Here is a 15,449-nt window from a genome sequence, read left to right on the forward strand (position 1 = left end):
CGGCCGTCGCGTGAGCCGCCCTGTGCGGCTTGCCGGCGGTCTTTTTGTCTCTCACACACAAGATAGAGTGGCCTGCTGAAAGCGGCCGAGCCTCTCCTTCAAGGCGCTCACGCCTCGTCGGTGGAGGCCATCAAGTCTTCGCTCAAGGCCGAAGCGCGCGAATCGACCAAGGTGTTCTTGATCGCCCAAAAAACGGCTCGAAAGGTGGTTTCAAAGTTGGTGGGAGACACTCGGCCCAGCTCGATGAACTTGATGACAACTTCCTTCGCCATCTTGAGAATCATCTCATCGTCGGCTTTCATACTTTCTCCCCGTTCTGGTAGAGTGGCCTTGGGCGCAAAAAAAAAGCCTCTGCTGGTTGGAGGGAAGGCCAGTCGGGCTTTAAGCAGAGGCTTTTTAGGCCGATGAGAAATACCCCGAAAGGCATTCCCCTGGCCCAAAGGATCTCTATCACAAGTTTGGGACAAAGGCAAGAGCGGAGCCTTTTGCAGGCCAAACCAACGGAAGGGCACGTATGGTCAAAGACATCGCAATATTGGTGCTCCTTTTGGGACTGTCGGCCTTCTTTTCAGGGTCCGAGACCGCGTTTATGGCCGTGGATCGCATACGGCTGCGCCACAGGGCGCGCACCGACAAAAGGGCGCGCCATGCGCGGGGAATCCTCAAGGAACCCGAAAAGCTCATCTCGGCCCTGCTGTTTTACAATAACCTGATCAACGTGGCCATGTCGGCATTGGCGACGGCCCTGGCCATTCAGTTCCTGGGGGACAAGGGCGTGCTGGTGGCCACCGGCGTGACGACTTTATGTCTTCTTCTCTTTGGGGAAATCACGCCGAAAACCGTGAGCGTTTACTATGCGGAAAGAATCGTCGTGGCCGTGGCCCCTGCCCTTCTCTGGTGCATTCGCCTTTCCTACCCCATCGTGCACGTTCTGTCGTTGACGGCCAACGGGCTTATTCGCCTCATCGGGGTTCGCCGACCCTCGCGGCAGCTTCGATGGACCGAGGAAGAAATTGCCATGGTCATCAAGGCCGGGACGGAAGAAGGTATTCTGGATCTGGAAAAACAGGATATGCTTCTTGGGATTTTGTCCATGGAAAAAGTCCAGGTCGGCGATATTGCTGTGCCGCTTCGAGACGTGGTGAGTGTGAGCCTGGATGCCACCTATGAGGAAGTCTACCGAATGATCGAGACCTACAAATACGCGCGTTATCCCGTGTATCGAGGCGATCCAAGCAATATCGTGGGCTTCATTCATGCGCGCGACTTCTTTCTGTATGCCAAAGGACCGTCCTTTCGGCTCACGTCCATCGTGAGGCCCCCCAATTTCGTTCCGGAACTGCGTAGCATTCGCCAACAGCTGCTCAGCTTCAAAAAGGAACGAGCCCATCTCAGCATCGTGGTGGACGAATACGGAGAAATCACGGGAATCGTAACCATGGAGGACGTGCTGGAAGAAATCGTGGGCGACATTCAGGATGAACACGATCCGCAGCGGCGCTGGGTGCGCAAAGTGGGAGAAAACACCTACATCGTGGAAGGACGCCTTCTCGTGCGCGACCTCAACCGATGGCTGCGGTTTGACCTTCCCGAGGAAGGCGTAAAAACCGTCGGAGGCCTGGTTCAAAAGGCCTTGGGAAGAATTCCTCACCCGGGGGACGAGGTCGTTTTGAAACCCTATAGGCTGCGCGTTTTGGAAATGCGGGGCAAAAGCGTAAGAAAAATCCGCCTGGACATCAATGGGGTCACATCTTGATTTATGCCATAAAGGATCCCATCTAGGGACTTGAATAGGATCTTGGGCGCTCGTCCAAGTCTTCCCTTTGGGGAAGTGATGCCAGCCGCTAAACCTTTTCGCATCGTGCGGGGGCATAGGGAATAAGGCACAAAAAAATGCCTTCACAGACAAGCCGAAACCTAATTTGAGCGATTCTGGAGCAAGACAGAGCCGACGATCATCTGCTTGACCACCGAAGAGTCGATTTTGGCACCCCGATGGCCATCTATCAGCGACTGACTGTGCATATTTTTTAGTGGATTGTCAAATTTAAGCCATTTTGGAAACACCACTCCTCCTGTGTAGGTGCAGGTCTTCTTTTCGGCGCTGCACGTCTCTCACCCCCAGCAATATCTGGGCGGCGCGCCTTTTTTTGCCAAAGCCTCTCGAAATGGAGGGCCTCAAAGGTTGCCGCCGTCACTTTCCGCACCACGCGGCGGCTGTGACGCACGATCTCGGCGGCGATGTCCATCATCCGACGGCGCCGCGTGGTGGCATAGCAAACGGGCTCGACCACCGGTGCGCAGACGTCGTGATTGAAGCTCTCGGAGAGAAAAAAGAACACCAGCATCGTGGAGTCAAGGGCGGCATGGCGGGGCAAAGCGCTTGAAAGGCAGCTGCTCGAAGCCGAAATCCTTCAGCACCCGCAGCTCCTCACCGCCCCGGTTGTGGTCCCCGACGAGGATCCTTTGCCGCTGGAGCCACGGATCGTAAAAAGCCTTGGTGAGCGCTGCATCGATGGCCGGTTCCATGCCTAGGTTGGTGACCACCACCGTGTCGGGCCGGGCAAAAGGCATCAACATCTGGGCATCTTGATACAGCGAACGGCAAAACAGCGCTCCACGAAACGACTTCCTCTGAGCGCACCCTGTGCCAAACTCCAGGTATTGCCAGACGTGGCTCCCTTGCTCGTCGCGGCCCCAGGCGGCCTGTTTCCACCGGCCATACACCAGAAATGCCTTGATCGGCTCATACAGCTTGCCGCCACAGATGTGGCCAACGGCCAAATTTTCAAAAACCTCGAAAAGTTTCTGGTCAAAAAACCCGCTCGCAAGTTGGGTGTCGAAGAGTTTCGCCGCTTTGTTTTAGTGAATAATTACGTGCCGCTATTCTTTATCAGTGGAGCTGATGGTAAAGCGGTTCACATGTTTACGCAGGCTCATGAGCTGGTACACGTTTGGCTCGGCAGCAGCACTGCACTTGACCTGCGCACCTTGCAGGTTGCCAACGAAAAATTTGAGCAAGCATGAAACCGCATCGTAGCCGAATTACTCGCGCCCGAAGATGAGATGAACGAGCTCTTGAAACCCGTCTCCCTTGACCACGGCCTCTTCCAGGCGCACGCCCGGCATTTTAAGGTCAGCGAATTGCTGAGTGGGTAAATGCGGTTAACTGACGCTGGGAAAATTAGGCGCAAGGAATGGTTCGCCTCGACGCGTATTCGCCTGTCATACGGTTGGACGAACACGAATTGGTGGTTATGCCCAAACATGTGCACGGGATCATTTGGACTGCGAATACCGTAGGGGCGACCCGGCGGGTCGCCCCTACCGGCCTTCTCGGGCAGGCGATGGGGCATTTCCTAGAGAAGGCGCTTTTATGTTAACGGTGTGGGATCGCCGAATGGTCAGATGGCCTTGGGCCACATGCACCGCTCCGACCTCATGAAGTCATGAGTTCGCCGCCAAAAGCCCTCAAACTCGGCAGACGCCGTAAAAGACCTTGAAGTTCCTGCGTATTGAGCTGTGTTCTCCTGGTGCCTCCCTGGCTTTTTAACCTTCAGGGCTGCGCTGACCTCTTTGGTCGAAAAGTGACGGCCCAGGACCCCTCGGCCCTTCTTTGCGTTTGACACGGAAAAGGTGTGGTGCTAGATGTGCCCCGAGTGGGAAAAAGTGGGTAAAAAGGGGAAGAAAGTGGGACTCCTCAAGACGCCACGGTTTCGAGGCCAATTTGTGGTGCGGTTGGACGACAAGGGGCGGTTGAGGATTCCCGCCAAGTTGCGTGAGACATTGCAGCAAAACTACACGGACGGACTCATCTTGGCCGCCGGACCTCGATGGCTGGACGCCTATCCGCCGGAAATCTGGGAAATCCTCGAAGAGAAGATCATGGCCAAGGCGGGCCTTCATGAGGACTATCGAGCCCTGATCCGCTATTACATTGCCAGCGGTGTGGAATCGGAAATCGACAAACAGGGCCGGATTCTTATTCCCTCCCTGCATCGGGACCGGGCCAATATACAACAGGAGGTCTTGGTGGTGGGGAGTTTGGATCATATTGAAATTTGGGACATGGGCCAATGGCGCGAGTATGACAAGTGGGCTGCGGACAATTTTGAACGTCTGAGCAAGGAGGCGTATTCCTGACGAACACGCCGCTTTGGCGAACCATGAATGGGCCCAGCGCCATGGAGCGACGCTGCGCACCTCAAAGTCGCCACGTGCCGGTGTTGCTGAAGGAAGCCGTCGGCTTTCTTCGATGTCGCGCGGGTGGACGGTACGTGGATGCGACGGTGGGAGGAGGGGGCTATGCGGAGGCGATTCTTGAGGCCTCTGCGCCGGATGGGCTCCTTTTGGGTCTGGATTGGGACCAGGCTGCCGTGGATCGCGTGCGAAGCAGGCTGGCGCCTTATGGACCTCGGGTCTTTCTTGTGTGGGCCTCGTTTGATGGGTTGTCCGATGTTCTTCAATGGCATGGCTGGTCTTCCGTGGATGGCATTGTCGCCGACTTGGGGGTGTCCTCGGATCAGTTGGATGATCCTCGTCGGGGCTTAAGTTTTCTAGAAGACGGGCCTTTGGACATGAGAATGAATCGAGCGCAGGGAGTCACGGCGGCCCAGTTAGTCAATACGATGCCCGAAGAGGAGCTGGCGTGGCTGATTCGAAGCTTGGGCGAGGAGCGGTTTGCGCGCCGCATTGCCGCGGCCATCTGTGCTCGGCGGCGGATTCGACCTTTTACGACCACGACGGACCTTGCCCAGGTGGTGGCGGCTGCGGTTCCCAAGAGTGCCGATACGAGGCGTCTTCATCCGGCGACCCGGACCTTTTTGGCCCTCCGGCTAGCCGTGAACCGAGAATTGGAAGTTTTGGAACGGTTTCTGGGTTCTGCATTGCAGTGGTTGAAACCCGAAGGGCGGCTCGTGGTGGTGAGTTTTCATTCCTTGGAGGACCGAATCGTGAAACGATGCTTTCAAAGTTGGGCCGCATCGTGCCGGTGTCCTCGAGACGTACCGGTGTGCCGCTGTGAAGGCCGCCCTTTGGCGAAGGTGCTCACTCGAAAGCCGGTTCGGCCCCAGGCCGAAGAAGTGGCAAGAAACCCTCGAGCTCGAAGCGCGAGGCTGCGGGTCGTAGAAAAGCTCAGCTGATCCTCGAGGGATCAAAGGCCCGGAAAAAGCATGCGTATCATGGTGATTCTTCTAGGATTTATAGGCGTGGGCTTGGCGGCCTACTCCATGTGGCTTCAAACCCAGCAGGTCAATGACAGCTATCGACTGATGCAGCTGCAAGAGGAATACTCCAGGTGGTTTGAGATCAAGCGGCGCGTAGAATTGGAATGGGCAAGATTGCAAGCTCCTGACCATCTGCGCTCATTGGCTCACAGCCGGTTTCGACTTCGGGAGGCTCGAGAAAACGATCAATGGTACGTATTGGAGCCCTAGGGAAATAAGGCGGCACGATTTGAATGGTTAGAAATTTCTGAGGCAAAGGGTGCGCCATGGAGGCGGAAGCGCAACGAGCGGAAAAGAAAAGGCCGGGATTTCGGTTCTGGTTTTCATGCCGTTTGTTGCAAGGGCTGGGTCTCGTACTGTGTGCAGCCATTTTGGGTCGATCCTTATATCTTCAGGTCGTGGACCATGCCAAGTGGAAGGAAATCCAGATCGGCCAGGTACAAAGTGTGGTGGCCATTCCCGTGTACCGTGGAAAAATCATGGATCGACGTGGGCAGGACTTGGCCTTGTCGATAAAGTCTCCCTGCCTTTTTGCCGATGGAGCGCTGATACAGGATCCCAAATCGACAGCGGCCCAGCTTGCCTCCATCGTGGGGGAACCGGCTGACAAAATCGAGCAAAAGCTTCGGCAGAACAAAAGGTTTATTCGCCTTCGTCGCGACCTTTCCATAGAAGAGGCGCAGCGCGCGATGGCCCTGAAACTTCCAGGGATAGGAGTCACTTCAGAATGGCGCCGATACTATCCGTTTAGGCATATTGGAGGCCATGTCATAGGTTTTGTGGGTGTGGACGGGGTTGGCTTGGAAGGTGTGGAAAAGGCTTATGACGGTCTCTTGCGCCATTCGATGCGATCGACGACAGCCTTGCGAGATGGGGGTCGGCGCAAAATTTGGCTTCGGGACGCTCCGCCCCCTCTTCCCCAAGAACGGTATAGCCTGCAGTTGGCTTTGGACGGCTACTTGCAGTCGGTGGCGGAGCAGGCGTTGCAAAAGGCCGTCAAGAAGCACCACGCGGCTGCCGGCCAGGCGATTCTCATGGATCCCCAGACCTTTGAAGTGATGGCCTTGGCTGTCTGGCCGGGATTTGACCCCAACAATTACGTAATGCATCAGCCAGCTGAGTGGCGGAACAGGGCCATCGCCGATGCCTTTGAGCCGGGAAGTTCCTTTAAGACGTTTCTCCTGGCCGCTGTGTTGGACGCCAAGTCGGCCCGACCCCAAGACCGCATCTTTTGCGAGAACGGAAGAATTCAGGTGGCCGCTCACACCATTCGCGACGTGCATCCTTATGGGTGGTTGACCGTCGCGGAAGTGCTCAAGGTTTCTAGCAACATCGGCGCTCTCAAATTGGCAGACACTCTTGGATCGGAGCGGTTTTATCGGTACTTGGATCAGTTCGGATTCGGCAAAAAAACGGGTGTGGACCTACCCGGAGAGATTTCGGGAACCCTTCGGCCTTTGACGTCATGGCGACCTATTGATTTGGCGGTGATGGCTTTTGGCCAGGGAGTGACCGTGACAGGGTTGCAATTAACCAGTGCTGTAGCGGCCATTGCCAATGGAGGGGTAATGAAGACGCCGCGGGTTGCCAAGGCGGTGCTCGATGCCTCGGGGCGTGTCGTCAAGGAGTTTGGCCAAGACCAAGGGCGTCGCGTGTTGAGTTCGGCAACGGCCGCCAAGCTTCGAGAACTGATGCAGGGGGTTGTGGAGCCGGGGGGCACGGGAACCAAGGCCGCCTTGGCCCAATACACCACGGCTGGCAAGACAGGGACAGCTCAAGTGGTGGAACCCGAAACCCGCCGGTATTCTCTGGATAAATACACCTCGGTTTTCGTGGGTTTTGCCCCTGTCAGCCATGCTCGCTTGGTTATGACGGTGGTGATTCATGAACCCCAGCCGGAATACTACGGCGGTGTCGTGGCCGCGCCCGTGTTTCGCGATGTGATGGAAAAAGCCCTGCCCTACCTGGGGGTATTGCCTGACAAGAAGCCTAGGGAGCTACCGGCGGCGGTGCGGAGGGTTTCCACGAGTTCCAAAAGAACCACCGGCGAAGGTGTGGCTATGACCTCAGCGGAAGACGGTCCGGTGACGGTTCCCAACGTTCAAGGGCTTTCATTAAAAGCCGCGGTCGCCGTGCTAAAGGATTTCGGCTTGGCTGTGTCGCCTCAGGGTCGAGGTCGGGTTGTCCGGCAACATCCTATGGCTGGGACCTCGGCAACTAAAGGGACGGCCGTGACCATTTACTTGGAAGAGGTATTGTGATTTCTGAAGAAAAGCGTGCCAAACCTTTGATGGCTTTGTTGAATGATGTGCCGAACGCGCGCGTGATCGGTCCGAGCGATGTGCGCGTTTTTGGCCTGGCGACCGACAGCCGTCGCGTGCGTCCAGGCGATCTTTTCGTCGCTTTAAGCGGGTTGCATACGGATGGGCATGTGTTTGTCGAAGACGCGGTGCGTCGCGGCGCCAGCGCCGTTTTGGTGGAAAGGCTTCCCGAAACCGCTCTGACCGTTCCTGTGGTGATGGTAGACCATGCGCGAAAGGCCATGGCCGCCGCCGCCGCATCCTTTTACGATCATCCGGTTCGTTCTTTGAGTCTCGTGGGCATTACGGGCACGAACGGCAAGACGACCACATCCCTTCTCGTGGAAAGCATTCTGGCCTGTGCAGGCCTGCGCGTGGGTGTTATCGGCACCCTGGGATACCGATGGGGGGAGGTGAAGGAAAAACCGGACATGACCACGCCCGATGCGGCGGATCTGCAACATCTTTTTTTCCGCATGAAAAGGGATGGGGTGAGCCACGTGGTCATGGAAGTGTCGTCCCATGCCCTGGAGCTGCACCGCGTGGATGGTGTTTTCTACGATGTTGGCGTCTTCACCAATTTGTCTCAAGACCATCTGGATTTTCATGGGTCTATGGAACGATATTTTAACGCCAAGAGGCGTCTTTTTGCCGAACACATGAAAGAGTCTCGCCATGCTCCTTCTATGGTCGTGAATGGAGATGACCTCTATGGCCAAAGGCTCGTTCAGGAATTCGCCGCGGCTGTGTGTTCCTTTGGCCTTGATTCGCGAAGCACCATTCATCCTTTAAGGTACACGCTTGGGGCGCAGGGCATCGAGGCGTCGGTCCAGACACCTTCGGGAGCGGTGTCCATCTCTTCATCCCTCATGGGCCGTCTCAACCTCTACAACATTCTGGCGGCCATTGGCGCCGTGCAGTCGCTGGGGATTTCTATGTCAGCGGTAGCCGAGGGAATTGCCGCCGTCAATTCGGTGGAAGGCCGTCTTCAGCGCCTTGACAACGAATGTGGACTTCAGGTGGTGGTGGACTTTGCTCACACTCCGGATGCGATGGAAAAGGCCTTGGAATGCCTACGGGAATTGGCTTCGGGGCGTGTGTGGGTGGTTTTCGGATGCGGTGGGGACAGGGATCGCACCAAGCGTCCCGTCATGGGCGCTGTGGCCGGTCGCTACGGGGACATGGTGGTTATCACCAGTGACAATCCTCGAACGGAAAACCCGGAAGCCATCGTCAAAGACATAGAACCCGGTGTGCAATCCACCGGAAAAGTAAGGTTTTCCTTCGAAGACGAGGTCCTCCCTTTGAGTGGGTACACCATTGAGGTGGATCGGCGCCGTGCCATTCGAGAAACCATACGAAGAGCCGAACCGGGAGATCTTGTGTTTATTGGAGGAAAAGGTCACGAAACGTATCAAATTTTGGGTACGCAGGTGCGCCCTTTTGACGATCGTGTTGTGGCCCGAGAAGCTTTGGCCCAGCGCCGCGCTCGAACAATGCCCACTCAAGCTGCCGAAGGGGTATGGTGATGTGGACCTTGGCCACCATAGCCGAAGCCGTTCATGGCACCCTATACGGGCCGTCCGTGGAAGTGTTGCCTTCCCGCGTGGTCACGGACACAAGAACGCTGAGGCCCAAGGATGTCTTTGTGGCGCTACGGGGGGAGCGGTTTGACGGTCATGAATTTGTGGAAGAGGCCGTGCGGCGGGGGGCTTCGGCTGTGGTGGTTGAGCGTCTGCCAAGGGCCCACAAGGTGAGCGACCGCGCATCGGTCATTGTGGTCAAGGACACCTTGCAGGCCCTGGGAGACTTGGCGCGCTGCGTTCGGCAGCGTTTTTCTTTACCTGTTGTGGGCATTACGGGCAGTAACGGCAAAACCAGCACCAAGGAGATGACGGCTTCCATTCTCGCCCGGCGCCTTCATACTCTGAAGAATCCTGGCAATTTCAACAATCTCATCGGTGTTCCTTTGACGCTCCTTCAGTTAACCGCCGCTCACGATGCGGCCGTGGTGGAAATGGGCATCAACGTGGTAGGAGAGATGGAGCGCTTGGTGTCCATGGTTCAGCCGACGGTGGGCATCATCACCAACATTCATCCGACCCACTTGGAAGGCTTGCGATCCTTGGATACTGTGCTTTCGGAAAAGGGCAAGCTCTGGACCGGCCTGCCAGAAGAAGGCACCGCCATCGTCAACGGCGATGACGGGCGCCTCAGGGCTTTTGCTCAAGAGATCAAGGCGCACCGTCTTCTTTGTTCTGTCGAAAAAGCTTCCGCGGACTTCTGTGTGGAAGGTGCCGTGACGGTGCTTGCCGGAGAAAGTCGGTTTCGGCTTGCCACGCCCTCAGGCATGGCATCGGTTCGGCTTGCGGCCATGGGAAAGCACCACGTCCTCAATGCCCTGATGGCGGCGGCTGCCGCTTATGTTCTGGGATTTTCTGTGGAAGAAATACAGGTTGGCTTGGAAGATTACCGTCCGGTCAAACAGCGCATGGTGCTTGTGGAACTTCAGGACGGCATGGTTCTGGTGGATGACACATACAATGCCAATCCCATGTCCATGGTGGCGGCTTTTCGGACCATAAAAGACGTCGCACAAGCACACCCCCTGGCCTTGGTGCTTGGAGAGATGCGGGAACTGGGAGAATCGGCCGCCTCGTGGCATCAATGGGTGGGGGAACAGGCCGCGAAATCCGGGCCGACGGTCCTGGTCGTTCTCGGGGCCCATGGCCAAGATATCCTTGACGGCGCACAGCGTGCTGGGTATACGCCGGACCTTTGTTTTCTCGCAGCAAACCATGAAGAAGCCGCTCAGGTGGTGCTGGAACACCTGGAACCCAAACACTGGATATTGGTTAAAGGGTCCAGGGGCATGACCATGGAGCGAGTGGTGGAAAAAATTCTCGAACGCAAAGGCCTCCCAAGGGTTGCACCGTGAAACGGAAAGAAGTCTCTCACGGCTGCCAAGAAAAGCCTCTTCTCGTGGTGGTAGGGCTTGGTGTTTCGGGCCAGGCCGCTTGCCGATGGGGATTGCGCCAGGGGTATCGCGTGCTCGCCATGGATCATTCTCAGGAGCCGCCTCTTCGTTGTGCGGCGACGACCCTTGAGGCCGAAGGCGTCGATGTGCGCTTAGGTGTCCATCGGCTCGAAGATTTTCTGCATGCCGAGCTTGTGGTGGTGAGTCCAGGGGTTCCTGTGGACACGGAGGTGTTTCGAGCGGTTCAAGAGCGGGGCATTCCCCTCATTGGCGAACTGGAATGGGCCTGGCGGTTCCTGAAAGTTCCCACCATGGCTGTCACGGGCACCAACGGCAAGACCACCACCACCGAACTGCTGGGAACCTTTTTGCAATCGGCCGGTTTCGAGGTCTTCGTGGGTGGCAACATCGGCACACCGCTCACCGGTTGGCTTGCAGACCATTGGAAAGAGTTGTCCAACGGGACCTCCGCAGCGTCCCTGCTGGATTGGTGCGTCCTTGAAGTGAGCAGCTTTCAACTGGACACCGCTCCAAGCTTTATGCCCGACATCGGGATCATCTTGAATGTGACCCAGGATCACTTGGATCGCTATGAGAGTTTTGATGCCTATGCGGCGTCCAAGTTCTCCCTTTTTAAGAGGTCCGCGGGGCTTGTGCAGACGGCCGTGATCAACGCAGACGACCCCGTTTGTTGCCGATGGGCTTCTCAAATTGCCGCCCAGACCCTGTATTTTTCTCGGTCGAATTCCAGCGCCGCAGCTATTACGGACGGCCGAATCCTTACGGTGATGGACCCGCGTGGAGTGCGCCGTCAGTTTCGTTTAGACCGGTGGGCGCTGCGAGGATGGCACAACCTGGAAAACCTCATGGCCGCCACCCTGGCCGCGTTGCGCGGCGGGGTCGACCCTCAAACGATTCAGGAGGTCATCGACACGTTTCGGCCTTCAGCGCATCGCATGGAATGGCTGGGTACGGTGGATGGCGTGGGATTCATCAACGATTCCAAAGGAACCAACGTGGGCGCCGTGATCAAGGCTTTGGAGAGCTGCGCGCAACCGGTGGTGCTGCTGTTGGGAGGACGTTCTAAGAAAACGGATTTTCGAGACTTGGCTCCCCTGTGCGCAGAGAAAGTGCGAGCGGTTGTGGGGTTTGGCGAAACCGGGCCTCAAGCGGCTGAAGAACTTTCAGGCCATGTTCCCACGGTGGTCGTCCAAGACTTGGAAAAGGCTTTTCACGAAGCCGTGCAGCGGGCCGTTTCGGGTGACGTGGTGCTGCTGTCGCCTGGGTGCGCCTCCTTTGATCAGTATGCCAACTATGCCGCCCGTGGAGATCACTTTCGCGCGCTTTTTGAGCAGCATAAGAAAAAGGCCGCGGAACGTTCGGGAATGGTTTAGAGAGGGGCCACGGCATGGATCGCAACGGAGCGACCCCAGGCATGATGCCCTATGGACCTTCAGAAAGAGGCGAGGCGCCGACTGCAGCGCTGTGGAGTCCATCCGGACAGATCTGGGCCCTCGTGTTGTTGCTCATGGCCTTTAGCATCCTGATGGTGTGGAGCGCCAGTGTGTCCACGGGCATGCGGCAAGAGGGTTTTTTGAGTGGAGTGCCGTCTTATCCCGTCAAGCAGGCGATTTTTGCCGCCCTGGGTGTGGCGCTCATCCTATTTTTTGAGCGGTTTCCCTATCGAGTTTTCTTGCCGTTGTGCAAGGTTCTTCTGTTGGGAATGGTCCTGGCTTTGGTTCTTGTGCTGATTCCTGGCTTTGGGGTGGAAATCAATCGAGCGCGCCGGTGGTTCGCCGTAGGGTCGTTTCTCGTGCAACCGTCGGAATACGCAAAGGTGGGGTGGGTGATCTATCTAAGCGGCTACCTGACCCGAAAAAAGGACCGTTTGGATCGTTTGTTTTCTGGCCTTGGGCCCTCCTTGTGCGCTCTTGGCCTTGTGTGCGTCCTTTTGCTTTTGGAACCCGATTTCGGTACCTGCGCCATTCTGGTCGGGGTGAGTTTCGTGCTGTGGACGGCGGGCGGCGTGCCGTGGCGACACCTTTTTCTTTTCGTTCCTTTAGCGGGACTTGCCTTGGGGGCCTTGGTGATCTTTTCCCCGTACCGGCTCACCCGGCTCATGGCCTTTCTGAATCCCTGGACCGATCCCCTGGACAGCGGCTACAACCTCATTCAGTCCCTCATTGCTGTTGGATCCGGTGGACTTTGGGGCAAGGGTCTCGGTGCCGGGCAACAAAAACTTTTTTATCTGCCGGAACCCTTCACGGATTTCATCGTTGCGGTCATGGCCGAGGAATTGGGTTTTGTGGGCATGTTGTTCCTAACGGCCGTGGTGCTGTTTTTGTTCTGGAGAGGCCTTGGTGTGGCCTTGAATGCCGTGGACGACTTGGGGGGCCTTCTTGCCTTGGGTCTGACCTTTCTCATCGTCTTTCAAGCCTGGTTCAATATCGGCGTGGTCTTGGGTTTGTTCCCCACCAAGGGACTGACGTGCCCTTTTCTGTCCTATGGGGGCAGTTCCCTGACCGCCAACTGCATCGCCGTCGGCATCATTTTGAGTGTGGCGCGGCGGGCTCGTTTGTGAGGAAGCCTCGTGTACAAGCGGTACCAACATATTCATTTTGTGGGCATTGGCGGCATCGGCATGAGCGGCATTGCCGAACTGCTGCTCAATCTGGGCTATCGCGTCAGTGGCTCGGACCTTCGAGAAAGCGAGACGACCCAAAGGCTTCGTCAGTTAGGGGCCGAAATTCATATCGGTCACCATGAAAGCCATGTGCAGGGGGCCGACGTGGTGGTGTTATCGTCGGCCGTGGCGGAAAGTAATGCCGAGGTGATGGCGGCGAGGAAAATGGGTAAGGTGCCCGTCATTCGCCGAGCGGAAATGCTCGCCGAACTGATGCGCCTCAAGTACGCCGTGCTTGTGGCCGGCGCTCACGGAAAAACCACGACCACATCCATGGTGGCCACGGTGCTTGCTCGAGGCGGCCTGGACCCCACAGTCGTCATCGGCGGCAAGCTGAACGCGTGGGGCACCAACGCCAAACTGGGCGCCGGCGATTTTATGGTGGCCGAAGCAGATGAAAGTGATGGGACCTTCTTGATGCTTTCACCCACCATTGCCGTGGTGACCAATATCGATTGGGAGCACGTGGATTTTTATCGCGACTTGGAACACATTCGTGAAACCTTTTTGCAGTTTATCAATAAGGTTCCATTTTACGGTCAGGCGGTCCTGTGTCTCGAAGATGAAAACATTCAGCACCTCTTGCCTCGAATTCAAAAAAGGTTTGTCACCTACGGTTTTTCATCGCAGGCCGATTTTCAGGCGAGGCAGGTGACGTTGGATGGTTTGGGGTGCCGGTACCGGGCCTATCATAAGGACTGCGAACTGGGAGAGATGGTACTGCCGCTGCCTGGCCGACACAATGTGCTCAATTCCCTGGCGGCCGTCGCGGTGGCCTTGGAGCTGGAGTTGGACTGGGAGGCCATTCGGTTGGGGATTCAGGACATGACCGGAGTCCAACGGCGGTTCCAAATCAAGGGCGAACGGGCCGGAGTGCTGGTTTTGGACGACTACGGACATCATCCCACGGAAATTCGTGCGGTGTTAAAAGCCCTGACCGAAAGCTACCCACATCGGCGAAAAATTGTGGTGTTTCAGCCGCATCGTTACACGCGTACTCGCGGGCTTTTGGACCAGTTTGCGACCTGCTTTTACCAGTCCGACATTCTGTTCCTGACGGAGATTTATGCTGCCGGTGAACCTCCCATTGAAGGAGTCACGGGGCGGCGCCTTGCGGACGAGGTGGCCAAATATGGCCATCACGACATCACCTTTTGTCCGACGCTTGAAGAGGTCACGAAAGCTCTTGTGCAGCGGGTTCAACCCGGCGATGTGGTCATGACGCTGGGTGCCGGCAATGTGTGGCAGGTGGGGGAATGGCTCCTGGAGCAACTGACAGGGAACGGCCCAAAGGTGTTTCGGGGAGTGTCCTGCTGATGGAATGGACCCGCCTCCTAGGAGATCTTGGTGAGGATGTGGAGGTGCAGTGGAATGTGCCGGCCTCCAGGTTGAGCACCTTTCGTGTGGGCGGATCCGTTCAATGCGTGGTGCAACCCAAAACCGAAGCGTCCTTGAAAGCGGTGCTTCAGAGGTTAAGGGGCGAAGGCGTGCCCTGGACCATTCTCGGGAGAGGCAGCAATGTCCTATTGCCGGACGGCCTGTGGCATCGGGTGGTGATTTTGCTGGATCGCTGTTGCACCCAGTTGCGGTGGAAGCCTTGGGATCATCGATCTGGAACCATGACGGCGGGTGCTGGCATACGCCTGGCCCAGTTGCTCAAACTGTCCATGCGTCACGGCTGGACCGGGCTGGAATTTCTTGCGGGCATCCCTGCATCCGTTGGTGGCGCGGTCATGATGAACGCGGGAACACGAAAGGGATCCATTGCCGATGTGTTGCAGAGGGTGAGGATTCTTGACAAGGACCTTCAGGAACAGATGCTGCCCCGCACCGCCTTGCCCATGGGGTATCGATGCGGCGGGCTGCCTCAGGACGCGGTGGTCTTGGAAGCGGATTTTCGAGTCACGGAGGCCATGCCCCATCGAGTGGCTCGAAAGATTGCGCGAATTCTTAGAGAGCGCCGCCAAAACCAGCCTCTTCGATGGCCTTCCGCCGGTTGCGTTTTTAAAAATCCGGGATCCCAATCGGCCGGCGCCCTCATTGATCGAGCAGGATTCAAGGGATTTCGCATCGGCGATGCGGAAGTTTCGCCGGTGCACGCCAATTGGATCGTCAATCGCGGTCAAGCCACGCGGGATGATGTGCTTCACGTCATCGAGGCTGTGCGCCAAGGGGTTCGCGAGCGTTTTGGCGTGGACTTGGAATTGGAAGTGCAGGTCCTGGAATGATGCGGCCCAGGAAAAATCGATACCGTAAGAATCCAC

The 15,449-nt window shown here is 56.9% G+C and carries 15 protein-coding genes; 12 read left to right on the forward strand and 3 right to left on the reverse strand.

The genetic code is table 11. The features are described from left to right. Positions 1–107: 107 nt before the first annotated feature. On the reverse strand, positions 108–302 hold the full coding sequence (locus EDC27_RS06250; protein WP_123290114.1) for a hypothetical protein: 195 nt from the start codon (positions 300–302) through the stop codon (positions 108–110). Between the two features lie 212 nt (positions 303–514). On the opposite strand from EDC27_RS06250, the gene EDC27_RS06255 reads away from it, so the two are divergent. Then, a complete protein-coding gene (locus EDC27_RS06255) occupies positions 515–1,756 on the forward strand; it encodes an HlyC/CorC family transporter (protein WP_123289766.1) in 1,242 nt (413 codons plus the stop codon). Between the two features lie 274 nt (positions 1,757–2,030). Here the strand turns inward: EDC27_RS06255 and EDC27_RS06260 are convergent, their stop codons facing one another. Together EDC27_RS06260 and EDC27_RS06265 are read right to left on the reverse strand one after the other, a co-directional pair. Next, the gene (locus EDC27_RS06260) at positions 2,031–2,348 is read right to left on the reverse strand and encodes a hypothetical protein (RefSeq protein ID WP_148045697.1); all 318 of its coding nucleotides are present in this window, start codon (positions 2,346–2,348) and stop codon (positions 2,031–2,033) included. 7 nt (positions 2,349–2,355) lie between these two features. Beyond that, the gene (locus EDC27_RS06265; RefSeq protein WP_123289768.1) at positions 2,356–2,580 is read right to left on the reverse strand and encodes a hypothetical protein; all 225 of its coding nucleotides are present in this window, start codon (positions 2,578–2,580) and stop codon (positions 2,356–2,358) included. A 93-nt stretch (positions 2,581–2,673) separates the two neighbouring features. On the opposite strand from EDC27_RS06265, the gene EDC27_RS06270 reads away from it, so the two are divergent. The 11 genes from EDC27_RS06270 (at position 2,674) to murB (ending at position 15,413) form a co-directional block, all read left to right on the forward strand. Continuing rightward, positions 2,674–3,027: a hypothetical protein gene (locus EDC27_RS06270; protein ID WP_123289769.1), complete on the forward strand. Its 354-nt coding sequence runs from the start codon at positions 2,674–2,676 to the stop codon at positions 3,025–3,027. A 621-nt stretch (positions 3,028–3,648) separates the two neighbouring features. After that, positions 3,649–4,143 carry a division/cell wall cluster transcriptional repressor MraZ gene (gene mraZ / locus EDC27_RS06280; protein WP_123289771.1) on the forward strand — a complete coding sequence of 165 codons (495 nt, stop codon included), beginning with the start codon at positions 3,649–3,651 and terminating at the stop codon, positions 4,141–4,143. Positions 4,144–4,184: 41 nt separating this feature from the next. Beyond that, positions 4,185–5,141, forward strand: a complete 957-nt coding sequence (rsmH, locus tag EDC27_RS06285) for a 16S rRNA (cytosine(1402)-N(4))-methyltransferase RsmH (RefSeq protein ID WP_123290115.1) — start codon at positions 4,185–4,187, stop codon at positions 5,139–5,141. Between the two features lie 30 nt (positions 5,142–5,171). Beyond that, entirely contained in the window at positions 5,172–5,435 is a 264-nt protein-coding gene (locus tag EDC27_RS06290; protein WP_148045698.1) for a hypothetical protein, read from the forward strand. A 56-nt stretch (positions 5,436–5,491) separates the two neighbouring features. Next, entirely contained in the window at positions 5,492–7,486 is a 1,995-nt protein-coding gene (locus tag EDC27_RS06295; protein ID WP_123289773.1) for a penicillin-binding protein, read from the forward strand. Further along, positions 7,483–9,054 carry a UDP-N-acetylmuramoyl-L-alanyl-D-glutamate--2,6-diaminopimelate ligase gene (locus tag EDC27_RS06300; RefSeq protein ID WP_123289774.1) on the forward strand — a complete coding sequence of 524 codons (1,572 nt, stop codon included), beginning with the start codon at positions 7,483–7,485 and terminating at the stop codon, positions 9,052–9,054. The genes EDC27_RS06295 and EDC27_RS06300 overlap by 4 nt, the downstream gene beginning before the upstream one ends. Further along, positions 9,054–10,463, forward strand: coding sequence for a UDP-N-acetylmuramoyl-tripeptide--D-alanyl-D-alanine ligase (locus EDC27_RS06305; RefSeq protein WP_170161646.1), 1,410 nt, complete (start codon positions 9,054–9,056; stop codon positions 10,461–10,463). Before EDC27_RS06300 ends, EDC27_RS06305 begins: the two co-directional genes overlap by 1 nt. Beyond that, positions 10,460–11,896: a UDP-N-acetylmuramoyl-L-alanine--D-glutamate ligase gene (gene murD, locus EDC27_RS06310; RefSeq protein WP_123289776.1), complete on the forward strand. Its 1,437-nt coding sequence runs from the start codon at positions 10,460–10,462 to the stop codon at positions 11,894–11,896. The genes EDC27_RS06305 and murD overlap by 4 nt, the downstream gene beginning before the upstream one ends. 14 nt (positions 11,897–11,910) lie before the next feature. Next, positions 11,911–13,083: a putative lipid II flippase FtsW gene (gene ftsW, locus EDC27_RS06315; RefSeq protein ID WP_123289777.1), complete on the forward strand. Its 1,173-nt coding sequence runs from the start codon at positions 11,911–11,913 to the stop codon at positions 13,081–13,083. Between the two features lie 9 nt (positions 13,084–13,092). After that, a complete protein-coding gene (murC, locus tag EDC27_RS06320; RefSeq protein WP_123289778.1) occupies positions 13,093–14,502 on the forward strand; it encodes a UDP-N-acetylmuramate--L-alanine ligase in 1,410 nt (469 codons plus the stop codon). After that, entirely contained in the window at positions 14,502–15,413 is a 912-nt protein-coding gene (gene murB, locus EDC27_RS06325) for a UDP-N-acetylmuramate dehydrogenase (protein ID WP_170161647.1), read from the forward strand. The genes murC and murB overlap by 1 nt, the downstream gene beginning before the upstream one ends. Positions 15,414–15,449 lie beyond the last annotated feature (36 nt).

The sequence above is a fragment of the Desulfosoma caldarium genome (assembly GCF_003751385.1).
In the GTDB taxonomy this organism is placed as follows: domain Bacteria; phylum Desulfobacterota; class Syntrophobacteria; order Syntrophobacterales; family DSM-9756; genus Desulfosoma; species Desulfosoma caldarium.